The following is a 17,479-nucleotide window of genomic DNA, read 5'->3' on the forward strand; positions in this document are numbered from 1 at the left end:
GCTTCGCCGGTCATCAGAGCAAAGGGCGCTGCAACTGTGAAGGGTCCTCACCAACAAATCTGACTGTCTGTCAGAAAACCCTTGAAGTGCCTCCCCGGCTACTGCAACCTGTTCTCGTTCTCACCGAGGGAGGATGGCCCATGGGCGGGACGGAACACCTCACCGTGCGGCGCGAGGGCGCCACACTGGTGCTCACACTCAACCGGCCCGACGCCAGGAACGCGCTCTCGCTTCCGATGCTCGTCGGCCTGTACGACGGCTGGCTGGAGGCCGACGCGGACGACGCGATCCGCTCGATCGTGCTCACCGGCGCGGGCGGATCCTTCTGCGCCGGCATGGACCTGAAGGCGCTCGCCGGGAACGGCATGGCGGGAGAGCACTACCGCGACCGGCTCAAGGCCGACCCCGATCTGCACTGGAAGGCGATGTTGCGCCACCACCGCCCGCGCAAACCGGTCATCGCCGCCGTCGAGGGGTACTGCGTCGCGGGCGGCACCGAGATCCTCCAGGGCACCGACATCCGGGTCGCGGGCCAGTCCGCCACCTTCGGCCTCTTCGAGGTCCGGCGCGGCCTGTTCCCGATCGGCGGCTCCACCGTGCGCCTGCAACGCCAGATCCCGCGCACCCACGCCCTGGAGATGCTGCTCACCGGACGGCCGTACACCGCCGAGGAAGCCGCCCGCATCGGCCTGATCGGCCATGTCGTCCCCGACGGCACGGCACTCGGCAAGGCTCTGGAGATCGCCGAGCGGATCAACGCCTGCGGCCCGCTCGCCGTCGAGGCCGTCAAGGCGTCCGTGTACGAGACCGCCGAGCTGACGGAGGCCGACGGCCTCGCCGCCGAACTCACCCGCGGCTGGCCGGTTTTCGACACCGCCGACGCCAAGGAGGGCGCCCGCGCCTTCGCCGAGAAACGGCCCCCCGTCTACAAGCGCGCCTGAACCGCCGAAGGAGTCCCCAAGGATGCCCGAAGTCCTCCGAGCCCCCCTCGTCGTCGAGTTCCCCTTCACCCGCTCCCTCGGCCCCGTCCAGAGCGCCTTCCTCACCGGCCTGCGCGAACGCGTCGTACTCGGCGTGCGGACCACCGACGGACGCATCCTCGTCCCGCCCGTCGAGTACGACCCCGGCACCGCCGAGGAGATCCACGACCTGGTGGAGGTCGCCCCCACGGGTACGGTCACCACCTGGGCCTGGAACCACGCCCCGCGCCGCGGCCAGCCCCTCGGCAGCCCCTTCGCCTGGGTCCTCGTCCGGCTCGACGGCGCCGACACCGCTCTCCTGCACGCCCTCGACGCCCCCGGCCCCGACGCCGTCAGCACCGGCATGCGGGTGCGCATCCGCTGGGCCGAGGAGCGCACCGGCGCCATCACCGACATCGCCTGCTTCGAGCCGTACGACGGAGAGCCCCAGCGACCCGACGGCCACACCGGCGAGTTCGAGGACCCGCTCACCGGGATCGTCGCCCCGGCCCGCCTGGACTACACCTACTCGCCCGGCCGTGCCCAATCCGCGTACATCGACGCCCTCTCCGAGCGGCACACCGTCGGCGAGCGCTGCCCGTCCTGCCGCAAGGTGTACGTCCCGCCCAGGGGGGCCTGCCCCACATGTGGTGTCGCCACATCCGAACGGGTCGAGGTAGGTCCCCGGGGCACGGTCACCACCTTTTGCATCGTCAACATCAAGGCCAGAAACCTGGACATCGAGGTGCCGTACGTCTACGCGCACATCGCCCTCGACGGCGCGGACCTCGCCCTGCACGCCCGTATCGGCGGCATCCCCTACGACCAGGTGCGCATGGGCCTGCGGGTCGAGCCGGTGTGGGCGGAAGGGGCTCGGTTTCCCGACCACTACCGCCCCACCGGCGAACCCGACGCTCCGTACGAGACCTACAAGGAGCTGCTTTGAATCCTCCCCCTCGCGAACGACGGGGATTCCTGGCTCACGCTGCTCGATCGCTCAGCGAACAATCCAGTCTCACGCGATCAGCGCCAGCCGGGTTGAAACCAGCCCGGTTGTATGAAGTTTTGGAAGGAACTGCCATGCGGGCTTGGCTCTCGCTCCGCAGTCAGGACTCTACAGCCTGGAGACCTCGTGACGCGTGAGATCGCAGTAATCGCCTTCGCCCAGACCGACCACCGGCGCTCCACCGAGGAATCCTCCGAGGTCGAGCTGCTCATGCCGGTGCTGCACGACGTCCTCGCGCAGACCGGCCTGAAGACCGCCGACATCGGCTTCACCTGCTCCGGCTCCAGCGACTACCTCGCCGGCCGCGCCTTCTCCTTCACCCTCACCCTCGACGGCGTCGGCGCCTGGCCGCCCCTCTCCGAGTCGCACGTCGAGATGGACGGCGCCTGGGCCCTGTACGAGGCCTGGACCAAGCTGCTCACCGGCGACGCCGACACCGCGCTCGTCTACTCCTACGGCAAGTGCTCACCCGGCTCCGTACGCGACGTGCTGACCCGGCAGCTCGACCCGTACTACGTCGCCCCTCTGTGGCCCGATTCCATAGCTCTGGCCGCCCTGCAGGCGCAGGCCCTCATAGACGCCGGCCACACCGACGAACCGGCGCTCGCCGCCGTCGGTGCCCGCAGCCGGGCCGATGCCGAAGCCAACCCGCACGCCCAGCTCAGGGGCCGGGTCCCCCAAGGCGACTACGCCGTACGGCCGCTGCGCACCGGCGACTGCCCGCCCGTCGGCGACGGCGCCGCCGCCGTGATCCTCGCAGCGGGGGAGCGGGCCCGCCGGCTGTGCGCGCGGCCTGCCTGGATCCGCGGCATCGACCACCGCATCGAGGCGCACGGCCTCGGCGTCCGGGACCTCACCGACTCGCCCTCGGCCCGGCTCGCCGCCGAGCGGGCCGGCGCCTTCGAACGGCCCGTCGACACCGCCGAGCTGCACGCGCCGTTCACCGCCCAGGAGGTGATCCTGCGCAGGGCCTTCAGGCTCGGCGACGACGTGCGCGTCAACCCCTCCGGCGGGGCGCTGGCCGCCAACCCGCTGATGGCCGCCGGACTCATCCGCATCGGCGAGGCCGCCGCCCGCATCCACCGCGGTGCCTCCGACCGCGCCCTCGCCCACGCCACCTCCGGCCCCTGCCTCCAGCAGAACCTGGTCGCCGTACTCGAAGGGGATCCACGATGAGCAAGGAGCCCGTGGCCGTCACCGGCATCGGCCAGACCAGGCACGTGGCCGCCCGCCGGGACGTGTCGATCGCCGGACTCGTCCGCGAAGCGGCCCGAAGGGCATTGGCCGACGCCGAGTTGACATGGGCCGACATCGACGCCGTCGTCATCGGCAAGGCGCCCGACTTCTTCGAGGGCGTCATGATGCCCGAGCTGTACCTCGCCGACGCGCTCGGCGCCGTGGGCAAACCCATGCTGCGGGTGCACACGGCCGGTTCGGTGGGCGGGTCGACCGCGCTGGTCGCCGCCAACCTGGTCGCCGCCCGGGTCCACGGCACCGTACTGACCCTGGCCTTCGAGAAACAGTCCGAGTCGAACGCCATGTGGGGCCTGTCCCTGCCCATCCCCTTCCAACAGCCCCTGCTGGCCGGGGCGGGCGGCTTCTTCGCCCCGCATGTGCGCGCGTACATGCGGCGCAGCGGCGCTCCCGACACGATCGGCGCCCTCGTCGCCTACAAGGACCGCCGCAACGCCCTGAAGAACCCCTACGCCCACCTCCACGAGCACGACATCACGCTGGAAAAGGTGTTGGGCTCACCCATGTTGTGGGACCCCATCCGCTACTCCGAGACGTGCCCCTCCTCCGACGGCGCCTGCGCCATGGTCCTCACCGACCGCGCCGGAGCCGCCCGCGCGCCCCGCCCGCCCGCCTGGATGCTCGGCGGCGCCATGCGCAGCGAACCGACCCTGTTCGCCGGGAAGGACTTCGTCTCCCCGCGGGCCGGCCAGGACTGCGCCGCCGACGTCTACCGGCAGGCCGGTGTCGCCGACCCGCGCCGGGACATCGACGCCGTCGAGATGTACGTGCCGTTCTCCTGGTACGAGCCCATGTGGCTGGAGAACCTCGGCTTCGCAGCGGCGGGCGAGGGCTGGAAGCTCACCGAGTCCGGCGTGACCGAACTCGACGGGGACCTGCCCGTCAACATGTCGGGCGGCGTGCTGTCCGCCAACCCCATCGGCGCCTCCGGCATGATCCGCTTCGCCGAGGCGGCGCTCCAGGTGCGCGGCCAGGCCGGGGAACACCAGGTGGACGGTGCCCGGAAGGTCCTCGGGCACGCCTACGGCGGCGGCTCGCAGTTCTTCTCCATGTGGCTCGTGGGATCCGCGCCGCCCGACGCCTGACCGACCGGGCGGCGACTGACCGAAGTCCTTCCCACGTGGCCTGTCGGCCGTCGTGACCGGTCGCTAGGCTGACCCGCGGACGACGAACCGGGAGGAGCACGGACGTGGCCGAGAGCACCATCCAGCAGCAGCCGTTCGCGGGCTGGGACAAGCCGGACCTCGACCTCAGCAACGCTGAATGGCAGTCCAGCAGCCGGGGTCTGGGCGATGTCCAGATCGCGTTTGTCGAGGGCTTCATCGCGATGCGCAACAGCGGCCGCCCGCAGAGCCCTTCGCTGATCTTCACGCCCGCCGAGTGGGGAGCCTTCGTCTCCGGCGCGCGCGAGGGGGAGTTCGACCTGACCTGAGCCGGACCGGGGGTGATCCGGCCGGATTTCCGGACACGCGACCAGCGGCGCCGCGCTGGGGCCGAGCCTTGCGTCAGGCTGGCCCCAGCACGGGGTAGGTCGTGTTCCGGAGGTGAGGAACGATGAGCACTGCGCCGGTCATCGCCGCGGTCGACGGTTCGGACGACAGTCTGCGCGCGCTGGACTGGGCTGTCGATGCCGCCCGGCGCCGCGCGGCACCGCTGCGGGTGGTCCACGTACGGCAGTACGCCGCCTGGGGACAGGCCGACGTGCTGGTCGCCGGGCCGCCCGATGCGGAGGGCGATCCGGTCCTGGACGAGGTGCGCGCCCGGCTCGCGGACCGCGCCGGGGAACCCGCCGTGGAGTACGTCGCCCTGGAGGGCGTACCGGGCGCCGTACTGCCCGAACTCGGCAGCGACGCCGAGCTGTTGGTCCTCGGGTCCCGTGGCCGCGGCGGTTTCGCCAGCCTGCTGCTCGGCTCCAACGGCCTCGCCGCGGCCCGGGACGCCGGGTGCCCGGTGGTCGTCGTACCCCGGCCCGGCCGGGAGGTGCACGGCGACGGGCCGGCCGAGCCCGGACCCCGGGTGGTCGTCGGCCTGCACGTCGACAGCCCCGACGACGGAACCCTCGCGTTCGCCTTCGCCGAGGCCGCCCTGCGCGCGGCCCGGGTGCAGGTGATCGCCGCGTACCCGTGGCCGGTGCAGACCTGGTCCGCGCCCGGACAGCTGATGCCGCCCGCGCTCGACCAGGACGCCGTGGAGAGCGAGACCCGCACGCTCGCCGAGGGCTTCCTCGCCCCGCACCGCGAACGGCACCCCGAGGTCCGCGCCGACACCGAGGCCCTGCCCGGCGACGCGGCCGGCCACCTCGTCGCCGCCTCCAAGGAAGCCGACCTGGTGGTGGTCGGCCGCCACCGCCGCCGCCTGCTCGCCCCGGCCCGCATGATGGGTTCGGTCACCCAGGCAGTCCTGCTCCACGCGGCCAGCCCGATCGCGGTCGTACCACCGGCACCGGCGGGGGACTGAGGCCGGCTCGCCTGCCACTCCACCGCCCCGCGCGCGTCCCCGCCGATCCCGAGCCGCTGAGGCCGAGGGGGCTCGGTGCGTCCGGTCGGGTTCGTGGCTTGGGCACGGGCGAGGGAGCGAAGGCGGCACGTACGACGACCGTGCCGAGCGCGACAGCACCGGCGCGCAGGCTTCCCGGCCCGGTCCGTGCCGCGTGCCCGGCCGTCGGCCCGGCACCTGTCCGGCCACGTGCTCGTGGCCCACGCGCGCGTGGTCTCCAGGAACCGCCGGGCCTCGGGCCGGTTCATCCGTCGAGCGGCGCTCACCCGTGGCCACGGCGGCTTACCGGGCCGGGCGCCCGGAGCGGCGGGTTGTGCGCGGCGGCAGGCCGACGGCCACAGCGGTTCCTCACCTCACGCCGTCGCCCGCCCGGCACCTTCCCCCGGGCAGCGTGGGCCGGTCGTCCCGGGCCGCAGGTGCCCGTCGTTCGCCGGGTGCGGTCCGTGATGCCCGGTCGTGCCCGCACGGCCGATCCGCGGAGCGGATGCAGCCCGTGCCTCCCGGGCTTCTCCGGCGCCCGGTCCGAAGCCGCTGCCGGTCGGCCGCTTCACCGGCCCCCGCCGGGCCTTCCCCGGCGGCCCCGGCCGCGCCTGTCACCCACACCGCCCCCGCCCCCCCTGCTCGGGTGCCCGCAGGTCACCCCCCGAGGCGTGGGCACGTACCATGGCCGCATGTCGTTCCTCCGCCGCCGCAGCGCCACTCCTGCCGGACCCGACTTCGATGTGCTGGCCATGGATCCGGGCGACTGGCCCGGCAATCTCGGTGCGGGTCTGCTGCCCGCCCCCGACGGCACCTGCCAGGGTGTCTTCCTGCGCTACGACCTCTTCGGCGGCCGTGGGCCCGCGATGATCATCGGCAATCTCCCCGAGGGCTCCCCGGCCCGCGAGGTCGCCGAGGGCGAGATCCCCTTCGAGGTGGGTCAGCTGCTGCTCGCGCTGGAGAACGACGAGGAGGTCACCGTCGTCGGCACCGAGGACACCCCCGTCCTGCAGGGCGACAACCTTCTGATCGTGCGGCGGCTGAAGCTCTCGGAGAGCCGGATCTCCTGCGTCCAGTTCGACCGCAGCGACGGCGTGCTCGTGACCATCGCCGCCTGGGACCGCCCCATCACCGACGACCTGTACGCCCTGCTGAAGCCGCTCCCGGCGGAGCTTTTCCAGCAGGGCTGAGCGACCGCCGGCGCCCGGGGCCCTAGCCGGCCGAGTCCTCCAGGGTGACGTCCGCGGCACGGACGAACGCGACCCGGTGGCCGTACTGGATCTCGTAGTACAGGTCCTTGCCCACCACGACCTGGTGCGAGTCGGTGGTGAAGGTGACCGAGTAGTAGTACTCGCCCGGCACCTCGTCACCGACCACGTACCGTTGCCCGGCCGGGATCGTGTACGGCAGCGGCACGACAGACTGCGCGGGGACGCCCGTCGGGTAGGCCTCCTTCTCCGGGTAGGCGCGGCCGTACACGGGAACGCTCGCCAGGCCCTCCTTCGGCGTCACCACCAGGCCCTTCGCCGCGACAGCCGTCGGCGCGGTGCGCGGGTTCCGGAACCAGGCCTTCTGCCCCAGGTACCAGATGGCCGTCCAGTCGCCCCAGCGATCCGCCATCGCGTACTGCTGGCCGGTGGAGGCCCGTGAGGACAGGTCGTTGACGTCGGTCGTCGGGTCCTTGCCCAGGCCGATGTCCTTGATCAGCGGCGCGGTCACGTCGTGGTCCGCGTACAGCCGCACCTCGCTGGAGCCGTGCGCGGTGCAGGGCTGGCCCGATGTGGTGCAGCCCGTGTACGCCGGCTGGTTCGTGGCGTAGTCCGGCAGGATCGTCACCAGGCCGGACCGCTTGCCGGCGGTGCGCTTGAAGGGGTGGCCCAGCAGCTGGAAGTAGTGCCGCCAGTCCCAGTACGGGCCCGGGTCCGTGTGCATGCCGGGGATGGTCGACGTGGTCGGACCGGGCACGTTGTCGTGGCCCAGGATGTGCTGCCGGTCCAGCGGGATGCCGTACGTACGGCTCAGATACTTCACCAGCCGCGCAGAGGACCGGTACATCGCCTCCGTGTACCAGGCGTCCGGGTTGGCGAGGAAACCTTCATGCTCGATGCCGACGGACTTGGCGTTGATGTACCAGTTGCCCGCGTGCCAGGCCACGTCCTTCGCCTTCACATGCTGGGCGATCAGACCGTCCGTGGAGCGGATCGTGTAGTTCCACGACACATAGGTGGGGTCCTGGATCAGATTCAGTACGCCGTCCCAGGCGCCCTCCGTGTCATGGATGACGATGTACTTGATGCTCTGCGACGCCGGCCGGCCGCCGAGGTCGTGATTGCCGTAGTCGTTGTTCCCGAACTGGGAGTACGGCGCCCACACCGCCTCGCAGGACACCGACTTCGGGCACTCGACGCCGTCCGTGGGCAGCGTGCGCAGGCCGGCGTGGATCAGCTGGGCCGTGTCGGCGGCCAGCCGCGGCTGGGCGGCCAGCGCGACCAGCTGGCCGTCGTCCGTGGTGCGTTCCTCGCCCGTGCGCAGGACGTCGTACACGTCGTTCGCGTACGCCGCGGCCGTCGCGGTGTCGTCCGCGCCGGAGAAACGGGCCACCGCGCCGTACCAGTCGGCCGGGTCCTCGCTCAGCGGCTCGCCCAACTGCTTCTGAGTGGCGGCGAGCAGGGCGGCGCCGCCGGTCACGTTCGCCGCCGGATCGGTGCGCAGCCGTTCGGCGGACAGGCCCGTCAGCTGCGCCGCCCTGGGCAGCGTCTTCAGCCGGGCCGGGAGCGCGGACTCGGCCGGCGCCTTGACGGCGGGACGCACGGCCGGGCGGGTGCCGTCGCCGCGGGCGTCCTCGGTGCCTTCCGCGTAGTGCTCCGTGGTGGCGATCGCGGTCCGGGCGTCGGTCAGATGCATGGGGCCGTAGCCGCCGGTCACGCTGGGCGCACCGCCGTGCCAGTCCCAGCGGGACTGCAGGTAGGAGACGGCCAGCAGAACGCTCTGCGGCACGTGGTACTCGGTAGCGGCGGTGGCGAACGCGTGCTGGAGCCGGCCCGCGGAGGAGCCGCCGACGCTCTGCGCGGGGGCTGCGCCGAGCAGCGGCAGCAGCAGGGCCGCGGTGGCCAGGGGGGCGGCGGCGCGGCGGAGATGTCTGTGGGGTCTGGTCGTGGGATCGGTGGCGGAACCTCGCAATGCGGCCTCCTGTGACGGGCGGGCGTGGCGGGGCGTACGGCGCCGAGCTGGGTCAGTGGTACCCGCTTGCCGACGATCCGTCAATAATGCCTTCGGATCGGCGATTTCCCACGTCACGGAGGGTTTTCGGCGAGTTTCGCCGTGATGGCGCCCGGGCCTGCGGGGCGTCACTGGCATACACCAGTGGCCGCGGACCGGCCCGGACGCACGAAGGTCCGCGATGCGCCGCCGCTCTGGCGCACCGCGGACCCGTCGTCCCCGTCAGCGAGTACCGACCGCCGCCCGGACGGCCTTGCGGGCCATCTGGCAGTCGTCGTGCAGCCGCCGGAGCAGCAGCCGCTGTTCCTCGCCGGACGGCGCGGCACCCGGGTGGGCCGTACCCGGAGCCGCCGGGGCCACCTCGTGCATCGAACGCTGCACGGCCGTCTCGTACGTCCGGATCTCCCGGGTCAGCAGCAGCATCAGGTTCACCAGGAAGGCGTCCCGGGAGGCCGGGCCCGCCGACTGGGCGATCTGGCTGATCTGACGCCGTGCCACCGGCGCGTCCCCGAGGACCAGCCACAGCGTCGCCAGGTCGTACCCCGGCAGATACCAGCCGGCGTGATCCCAGTCCACCAGCACTGGACCGGCCGGGGACAGCAGGATGTTCGACAGCAGGGCGTCGCCGTGGTTGAACTGGAGCATGCCGTGCCGGCCCACCTCGTGGGCGATGCCGTGCAGCAGCTTCTGGAGGTCGCCGAGATCCCGGTCGGTGAGCAGGCCCAGCTCGTGGAACCGGGAGATCCGGGCGCCGTAGTCCAGCGGCATGTCGAACGTGCCGGCCGGGGGCCGCCAGGCGTTCAGCCGGCAGATCGCGCCCAGCGCGGCCCGGACGTCCGGGCGCGGCGGCGCCTCCACCGGATGCCGCTGCAGCGCCGTCACCCGGCCCGGCATCCGCTCGATCACCAGGGTGCAGTTGTCCGGATCCGCTGCGATCAGCCGGGGCACACGGACCGGGGGCCGGTGCCGGACGAACGAGCGGTATGCGGCTATTTCGTGGCGGATCCGCTCCGCCCAGGCGGGCGAGTGGTCCAGCAGACACTTGGCCACGGCCGTACTGCGCCCGGTCGTCCCGACGATGAGCACGGACCGCCCGCTGCGGCGCAGCACCTGCACCGGAGCGAACTCCGGACAGATCCGGTGCACCGAGGCGATCGCGGAGCGCAGCTGCGCCCCCTGGGGACCGGACAAGTCGAGTCTCCCGCTGAGCGGTGGCGTGCCCGGCTGTCCCGGGACCCGCCGGAGCCGGCCCGCGACCGGCACGGGCGCGCCCGGACGCGCCACCGGGTCGAGGTACGGCCCGCCGCCCGCCGGGCGGGAGCGCAGCGGCCGGGGCGGGGCGGACACGGAGGACGATGCTGCGTACATGGGAGATACAGATCCCTTCGTGTGCCTGCGGTGCCTGCCTGTGCAAGTCCTTGCGCGCAACCCGGCCCGGTCGCCCAAGGGGCACCCTGGGGAATGCCTCTGTCATATTGACGGGAGACCGGGTCGGGGTGGCGCGTTCCTACCTGACACCCGATGGGCAGTGGCACACCATCTGGCGCACCCTGGCGAACCGTGGCGAATAGTCGCTCGGCAACCTCCACAGGGCTACTGTCAACTCAGCCGAGAACCTGGGGGCTTGACGTGAGCGGACAACCCAACACCCGCCTATCGGACCTGTTCGGCCTGGCCGGCTGGTCCAAGGGCGAACTCGCGAGGCTGGTCAACAAGCAGGCGGCGGCCATGGGCCACCCCCAGTTGTCGACCGACACCTCCCGGGTGCGGCGGTGGATCGACATGGGAGAGATCCCGCGCGATCCCGTGCCGCGGGTGCTGGCGGCGCTGTTCACCGAGCGTCTCGGCCGTGTCGTGACCATCGAGGACCTCGGTCTGGTGCGGCACGGGCGTAACGGGAAACGGCAGGGCGACGGGATCGAGGAACATCCCGACGGCGTGCCGTGGGCGCCCGAACGGACCGCCGCGGTCCTCACCGAATTCACGGGAATGGACCTCATGCTCAACCGACGCGGCTTGGTGGGCGCGGGTGCCGCGCTCGCCGCGGGATCCACACTCAGCAGCGCCATGTACGACTGGTTGCACACCGACCCGGCCCTGAAGGCCGACGCCCCCGTCCTCGACGATCCCCTGCACGCCGACCCCGCTGGGTTCGACCGCTATGAGGCCGCCCCCATCGGGTCGCAGGAGATCGAGGAACTGGAGCGCTCGGTCGAGGTGTTCCGCGCCTGGGACGCGGCCCGCGGCGGCGGGCTTCAGCGCAAGGCGGTCGTGGGCCAGCTCAACGAGGTGGGCGGCATGCTCGCCTACCACCACCCTCCCCATCTCCAGCGCCGCCTGTGGGGCGTCGCCGCCAACCTCGCGGTCCTCGCGGGCTGGATGTCGCACGACGTGGGCCTGGAGCCCACGGCGCAGAAGTACTTCGTCATCGCCGCCCACGCCGCCCGTGAGGGCGGTGACCGGCCCCGCGCCGGAGAGGCCCTGTCCCGGGCGGCCCGGCAGATGGTGCACCTCGGCCGGCCCGACGACGCGCTGGACCTGATGAAGCTCGCCCAGGACGGCGCCGGCGACCGCCTGCAGCCGCGCACGAAGGCGATGTTCCACACCATCGAGGCCTGGGCGCAGGCGTCGATGGGCAAGGGCCAGGCGATGCGCCGCACCCTCGGCCAGGCGGAGGACCTCTTCGTCTCCGACCGGCAGAACGAGGAGACGCCGGACTGGATGCAGACCTTCAAGGACGAGGACCTGTACGGCATGCAGGCCCTCGCCTACCGCACGCTCGCGGAGTTCGACCCGGCCGCGGCCGCGTACGCCCAGCACTACGCGGAGAAGGCGCTCGCCCTGCGCATCGACGGGCGGGAGCGCTCGAAGATCTTCGACCATCTGTCCATGGCCTCGGCCTGCTTCATCGCCGACGACCCGGAACAGGCCGACCGCTTCGCCCGGCTGGCCCTGATGTCGATGGGTTCGAACTCCTCCCGCCGCACCTGGGACCGGCTGCGCCAGATGTACCAGCTCACCGCCCAGTACGCCGAGTACCCGAAGATCCACGAACTGCGGGAGGAGATCAGGAACGCCCTGCCCAAGCCGAGGGCCAAGGGCGGTAACAGCGCACAGGCGTGAGCCCACGGGCACAGGAAGTCCGTGGGCTCGACGTCCCTGCCATCACTGCCGGTTCACGCGGTGACCCTGGCGACGAGTACGCATGCCTCGTCCTCGCGCCCGGCTCCGCCGAACTCCTCGACCACTGTCCGGACACAGTCCTGCGCGGTGCGCGCCGCGTCGAACCGTGGGGCGAGGTCGAGCAGTCGGTCCACGGCTGCCGTGGTGATCCGGCCCGGTACCAGCCCGTCGGTGTGCAGCAGCAGCAGGTCGCCCGGCTGGAGGGTCTCCTCGGCCTGCCCGTAGACGGCGCCCGAGGTCGCGCCGAGCAGCACGCCGTCCGGCGCGGTCAGTACACGCCCCGTCCCGTCGCGGTAGAGCAGCGGGGCGGGGTGTCCTGCCTGGGCCCAGACCAGGGTGCAGGTCTCGGGCCGGTAGCGGCAGCAGACGGCGCTGCCCAGGGCGGGCTGCACGGTGGTGTCCAGTAACCGGTTGAGCAGGCCGAGGAGTTCACCGGGCCGGGTGCCGGCCACCGCCATGCCGCGTACGGCGCCGAGCACCATCGCCATGCCCGAGGCGACGGCCACCCCATGTCCGGTGAGGTCGCCGACGCTGAGCAGCATCTCGCCGTCGGGCAGGTCCAGCGCGTCGTACCAGTCACCGCCGATCAGGGTGCTCGTCTCCGCCGGCAGATGGTGCGCGGCGAGGTCCAGGGTGCCCGGTCCCCGGTGCGGGAGCCGCAGGGAGCCGAGCCAGGGCGGCAGCACGGCTTCCTGCAGTTCGGCCGCGATCCGGTGCTCGGTCTGCTCCTGCCTGCGCTGACGGTGCAGCGAGTCACGGGTCTCGCGCACCGTGCGCTGACTGCGGCGCAGTTCACTGACGTCCCGCAGCACCGCCCACATCGAGGAGGTGCCGCCGTCGGCGCCGAGCACCGGCTCGCCCATCATGTGGACCGTGCGCACCGAGCCGTCCGGCCGTACGATGCGGAACTCGCCGTCGATCGGCCTGCCGTCGACCAGACAGCCCGTGACCATCGCGGTGAGCTGCGGCCGGTCCTCTTCCAGGACCAGCGAGGGCAGCTCGTCCAGGGTGAGGGCGGGGTCGGCCGGGGCGCGGCCGAGGATCTGGTACAGCTCACCGGACCAGGTCGCCTCGTCCGTCAGCAGGTTCCACTCCGCGCTGCCGACCCGGCTGAGCAGCGAGCCGCGCGGGCTCACGGCCGGTGCCGTGCGCAGTCCGGACGCCTCGGCGGGCTCGGCCGGGGCCTCGGGCGCCGGGTCCGGGCCGTCGCGAAGCTGGGCCAAGTGGGCGTCCAGATCGTTCAGTTGATGCAGCGCGAGGTCGTACAGAGCGCGCTGCCAGCGTTCCTCGGGGTCCGCGCCGTCGCTCTGGGTGTCCCGCCGTACGGCGTCCACGTCGCCCCGGAGTCGCCGTGCCTGCGTGATCAACGCCTCGACCGAGCCGTGTCCGGGTGGCTGGGCGGCTGGGCGGCCCGCGGAGACTGGGGACGGCATGACGCACTCCGATGGGGGACGATACGGCCAAGCAGGACGGGGGACCGTTACGACTCTTGCACAGCCCGCGACGCCCTGTAAGGGATTTGGCAACACACGATACGGTGGTGCTTCTGACATATGCCAGAGTCTCCCCGGAGTGATCCGGAGGCGTGAATGACGTACGCGCCCGGCGGTCCAAGTCGTAGAAATCCTACGAGAGTTGTCCCGCGTCGGCGATCTTCGTGTAGCGCTCACTCGACTGTTCGACGCACCTGTGTTCGCCCGTGCCGTGACCGGCCGGTACCCGTCGAACTCTGACCGGATTTGGGGGCATGCGAACGGCCTTCGCGCACTCCATATAAGCATGGACACCACTGTCGAACAGCCCGTGCTCGCCCGGCTCATCACCGCGGAGGACCAGGAGATCCCCGTGTCCGCCACGCTGCGCTACACCACCGGGGATCCGCTCGCCGTCTTCGTGGACTTCCCCGCCGAGGCAGCCCTGGAGGGCGAGGACGTCACGTGGACGTTCGCGCGCTCCCTGCTCGACCAGGGGCTGCGGGCCCCGGCGGGTCACGGGGACGTGCAGATCTGGCCGTACGGGCGCACCCGGACGGTCATCGAGTTCCACTCGCCGCACGGCCTCGCCCTGCTGCAGTTCCACGCCCTCGCCCTGCGCCGCTTCCTGCTGCGCAGCTACGAGGTGGTGGCGCCCGGACAGGAGGACGTGGCCAGGGTGGTGGAACGAGGGCTCAGCGCCCTGTTCGGCGGGGTGTGAGCGGCCCGGGGCCGACTTTGACTTTTGTTCACCTTCGCCTCACCACGCGGGTATGGACCCTGACGTTCCGCCCGTGCACCCTGTCGCGCGGTGTGCCGGAGGGGCACACGAAGTGACGAGGACGGGGCGAATGACACCGATCAGCCGCAGAGGCTTCGTGGGACTGGGCGCGTCCGTCGCGGCGGGGGTGGCGCTGGGCGCCGGCACCTCCCGGACGGCGGCTGCCGCACCGGCCACGGCGACCGGCACGATCAAGGACGTCCGGCACGTGGTGATCCTGATGCAGGAGAACCGCAGCTTCGACCACTACTTCGGCCGTCTGAAGGGTGTGCGCGGCTTCGACGACCGCAGTGGCATCACCCTGAGCGGCGGGTACCCGGTCTTCGACCAGCCGAACGGGCTGGGCCGCCAGTACCCGTGGAAGCTCAGCGCGACCCCGTCCGCCGCGGGCGCGGACGGCGAGACCCTGGCCCAGTGCAACGGCGACCTGCCCCACTCCTGGTCCTCGCAGCACTCCGCGTGGAACAAGGGCCGGATGGACAACTGGGTCGCGGGCGTCGGCAACGTCCGCTCGCTCGGTTACCTGGACCGCTCCGACATCCCGTTCCACTACGCGCTCGCCGACAACTACACGATCTGCGACGCCTACTTCTGCTCCACACTCAGCGCCACCGGCCCCAACCGCACCTACCTGTGGAGCGGCAAGGTCGACTCCTCCTCTTACGACGGCGGCGACGAGTCCGGTCTGACCTGGCAGACCTACGCGGAGGCGCTGCAGGCCGCCGGGGTGAGCTGGAAGGTCTACCAGAACGCGGCCGACAACTACGGCGACAACGGCTGCGCCTACTTCAAGAACTTCGCGAACGCCAAGGCGGGCGACCCGCTGTACGACCGCGGCATGTCCTCGGTGCCGAAGGTGACCGGCTCGACCCCGGACGACATCGCCGCCGCGATCAAGGCCGACGTCCTCGCGGGGACCCTCCCGCAGGTCTCCTGGATCGTCCCCAACCAGGCCTTCTCCGAGCACCCGTACGCCCCGCCCGGCGACGGCGCCCACTTCGTCAGCCTCGTCTACCAGGCCCTCGCTGCCGACCAGGACGTCTTCGACTCGACCGTCCTGTTCCTCAACTACGACGAGAACGACGGCTACTTCGACCACGTGCCCCCGCCGGTGCCGCCGGCCGGAACGGCCGGGGAGTTCCTCAACGGGGTGCCGTACGGCTTCGGCTTCCGGGTCCCGATGATCGTCGTCTCGCCCTGGACGCGCGGCGGTTGGGTCTCCTCGGAGGTCTTCGAGCACACCTCGGTGCTGCGCTTCCTGGAGACCTGGACCGCCGCCCTCGGCACGCCCGCCACGTGCCCCAACGTCAGCGACTGGCGGCGCACGGTGAGCGGCGACCTGACCGGCGTCTTCGACTTCGCCAACCCGGTCCACGGCGCGGTCTCGCTGCCCGCGACCAGCGTCATCGGCATCAACACCTGTGGCCCGCTGCCCAATCCGGTGCCGACGGACAACGCCCTGCCCGCCCAGGAGCCCGGCACCCGGCCCGCCCGCGCGCTGCCGTATCAGCCGAACGGCTATCTGGACCACCTGGAGTTCGGCGCGGCCGGCCAGATCCTCGCCTGGTTCACCATGACGAACCAGGGCGGCCCGGCCACCCGCGCGGCCCACTTCTCCATCCACCCCAACGCCTACCGGGACACCACGCCGTACCAGTACACGGTGGGCGCGGGCGGCACCGCGTCGGACTCCTTCAACATCGGCACGGGCTTCGGCGGCGGCAGGTACGACCTGACCATGGTCGGCCCCAACCGCTTCCTGCGCCGCTTCCAGGGCGACGCCACCAAGGCGGGCAAGTCGGCGGAGGTGAGCAGCCGTTACGCGGTCGAGCCGGGCACGGGCAAGCTCGCGATCTACTTCAGGATGGCCAACTCCGGTGCGTCGCCGGTGAAGTTCACGATCACCTCCCACCACTACCGCAGCGACGGTCCGTGGACCTACACCGTGGCCGCGGGTGGCTCGGCGGAGGACTTCTTCAACGCCGTCGCGTACCAGAACGGCTGGTACGACTTCACGGTGACCGTCGACTCCGACGCGACCTGGTCGCGCCGGTTCACCGGGCACCTGGAGACGGGCGCCGCGAGCGTCAGCGGCTGACCCCGGCGCGGGGATCGTACAGGTCCGGGCGCGGGGCCAGGCCGACGGTCACCCGGCCGCCGCTCTCCAGCGCCCGGACCCCCGCCTCGGCGACGACCGAGGACGCGTAGCCGTCCCACACGCTCGCGCCGGTGACCTCGCCGCGCCGGGTGGCGTCGACCCAGGCCTGCACCTCGCGGTCGTAGGCGGCGGCGAAGCGGACGAGGTAGTCCTGCGCCACCTCCTCGCGGGCGGCGCCGCCGGTGGTCACCACCATGGTGTGCTCGTCGCCGATCCGGGCGCTGCCCCGCTCGCACACGGCCTCGCAGCGCACCTGGTAGCCGAAGCCGCAGTTGACGAAGACCTCGACGTCGACCAGCGCGCCGCCGTCGGTCTCGAACAGCACGAACTGCGGATCGAGCAGGCCGGCCGGAGCGTCCGAGGACGGTGCGGGCCGCAGCACGGTCACCGCCGTCAGTTCTTGTCCGAGCAGCCAGCGGGCCGCGTCGATCTCGTGCGAGACCGAGCTGTTGACCAGCATCGCGCTGGTGAAGTCGGGCGGCGAGGAGACATTGCGGTGGGTGCAGTGCAGCATCAGCGGCCGGCCGAGACTGCCCCCGTCCAGCAGCGACTTCAGCCGCCGGTACTCGGCGTCGTAGCGGCGCATGAAGCCGATCTGTGCCAGCCGGCGGCCCACCCTGGTCTCGGCCTCCACGATGCGCAGCGCGCCGGTGGAGTCCGGCACCATGGGCTTCTCGCACAGCACTGGCAGACCCCGGGCGAAGGCGGCGAGCAGTGCCTCCTCATGGGCCGGGCCGGGAGAGGCGATCAGCACGGCCGCGACCCCGGGTGCGTCGAGCGCGGCCTCCGCGTCCGGGCGGACACTCACCCCGGTGAGGCCGGCCACCGCTTCCTTCGCCCGCTCGACGTCCGGGTCGGCCACGGCCACGACCCTGGCTCCGCTCACCACCTGGTCGAGTCGTCGTATGTGATCGGCCCCCATGTGTCCGGCACCCAGTACCGCCACACCCAGCAGGTCACCCATGCGTGCGC

Annotated in this window: 14 protein-coding genes; 10 read left to right on the forward strand and 4 right to left on the reverse strand. The window is 71.9% G+C overall.

Annotated elements, in window-relative coordinates; genetic code table 11:
• The first annotated feature begins 140 nt into the window (after positions 1–140).
• The 7 genes from O1G22_RS37560 to O1G22_RS37590 all read left to right on the forward strand — a co-directional run bounded on the left by O1G22_RS37560 (position 141) and on the right by O1G22_RS37590 (position 6,884).
• On the forward strand, positions 141–941 hold the full coding sequence (locus O1G22_RS37560) for a crotonase/enoyl-CoA hydratase family protein (RefSeq protein WP_270085386.1): 801 nt from the start codon (positions 141–143) through the stop codon (positions 939–941).
• A 22-nt stretch (positions 942–963) separates the two neighbouring features.
• A complete protein-coding gene (locus O1G22_RS37565; protein ID WP_270085387.1) occupies positions 964–1,905 on the forward strand; it encodes a Zn-ribbon domain-containing OB-fold protein in 942 nt (313 codons plus the stop codon).
• Between the two features lie 186 nt (positions 1,906–2,091).
• Entirely contained in the window at positions 2,092–3,141 is a 1,050-nt protein-coding gene (locus tag O1G22_RS37570) for a thiolase domain-containing protein (protein ID WP_270085388.1), read from the forward strand.
• Positions 3,138–4,304, forward strand: coding sequence for a thiolase domain-containing protein (locus O1G22_RS37575; protein WP_270085389.1), 1,167 nt, complete (start codon positions 3,138–3,140; stop codon positions 4,302–4,304). The genes O1G22_RS37570 and O1G22_RS37575 overlap by 4 nt, the downstream gene beginning before the upstream one ends.
• A 104-nt stretch (positions 4,305–4,408) precedes the next feature.
• Positions 4,409–4,651, forward strand: coding sequence for a DUF397 domain-containing protein (locus O1G22_RS37580; protein WP_225096018.1), 243 nt, complete (start codon positions 4,409–4,411; stop codon positions 4,649–4,651).
• Positions 4,652–4,773: 122 nt separating this feature from the next.
• Positions 4,774–5,676, forward strand: a complete 903-nt coding sequence (locus tag O1G22_RS37585) for a universal stress protein (protein ID WP_270085390.1) — start codon at positions 4,774–4,776, stop codon at positions 5,674–5,676.
• 710 nt (positions 5,677–6,386) lie between these two features.
• Complete coding sequence (locus tag O1G22_RS37590) at positions 6,387–6,884, forward strand: glycosyltransferase family protein (protein ID WP_070026621.1); 498 nt, start codon at positions 6,387–6,389, stop codon at positions 6,882–6,884.
• 22 nt (positions 6,885–6,906) lie between these two features.
• Here O1G22_RS37590 and O1G22_RS37595 read toward each other — a convergent pair whose 3' ends face one another.
• Both O1G22_RS37595 and O1G22_RS37600 read right to left on the reverse strand, forming a co-directional pair.
• Positions 6,907–8,874 (reverse strand): N-acetylmuramoyl-L-alanine amidase, encoded by a 1,968-nt coding sequence (locus O1G22_RS37595; protein WP_270085391.1) that lies wholly within the window; start codon positions 8,872–8,874, stop codon positions 6,907–6,909.
• A gap of 261 nt (positions 8,875–9,135) precedes the next feature.
• Complete coding sequence (locus O1G22_RS37600) at positions 9,136–10,281, reverse strand: aminoglycoside phosphotransferase family protein (RefSeq protein ID WP_270085392.1); 1,146 nt, start codon at positions 10,279–10,281, stop codon at positions 9,136–9,138.
• 261 nt (positions 10,282–10,542) lie between these two features.
• Between O1G22_RS37600 and O1G22_RS37605 the strand changes: the two genes are divergently transcribed.
• Complete coding sequence (locus O1G22_RS37605; protein ID WP_270085393.1) at positions 10,543–12,036, forward strand: DNA-binding protein NsdB; 1,494 nt, start codon at positions 10,543–10,545, stop codon at positions 12,034–12,036.
• 53 nt (positions 12,037–12,089) lie between these two features.
• Here O1G22_RS37605 and O1G22_RS37610 read toward each other — a convergent pair whose 3' ends face one another.
• Positions 12,090–13,529 carry a PP2C family protein-serine/threonine phosphatase gene (locus tag O1G22_RS37610; RefSeq protein ID WP_270085394.1) on the reverse strand — a complete coding sequence of 480 codons (1,440 nt, stop codon included), beginning with the start codon at positions 13,527–13,529 and terminating at the stop codon, positions 12,090–12,092.
• A gap of 346 nt (positions 13,530–13,875) precedes the next feature.
• On the opposite strand from O1G22_RS37610, the gene O1G22_RS37615 reads away from it, so the two are divergent.
• Positions 13,876–14,289, forward strand: coding sequence for an SsgA family sporulation/cell division regulator (locus O1G22_RS37615; protein ID WP_270085395.1), 414 nt, complete (start codon positions 13,876–13,878; stop codon positions 14,287–14,289).
• Between the two features lie 130 nt (positions 14,290–14,419).
• On the forward strand, positions 14,420–16,447 hold the full coding sequence (locus tag O1G22_RS37620) for a phosphocholine-specific phospholipase C (RefSeq protein ID WP_270085396.1): 2,028 nt from the start codon (positions 14,420–14,422) through the stop codon (positions 16,445–16,447).
• On the opposite strand, the gene O1G22_RS37625 is transcribed toward O1G22_RS37620, so the two are convergent.
• The gene (locus O1G22_RS37625) at positions 16,437–17,471 is read right to left on the reverse strand and encodes a Gfo/Idh/MocA family protein (protein ID WP_270085397.1); all 1,035 of its coding nucleotides are present in this window, start codon (positions 17,469–17,471) and stop codon (positions 16,437–16,439) included. The two genes, O1G22_RS37620 and O1G22_RS37625, sit on opposite strands and share 11 nt — an antisense overlap.
• Between the last annotated feature and the right edge of the window lie 8 nt (positions 17,472–17,479).

The organism is Streptomyces camelliae, from assembly GCF_027625935.1.
Classification (GTDB): domain Bacteria; phylum Actinomycetota; class Actinomycetes; order Streptomycetales; family Streptomycetaceae; genus Streptomyces; species Streptomyces camelliae.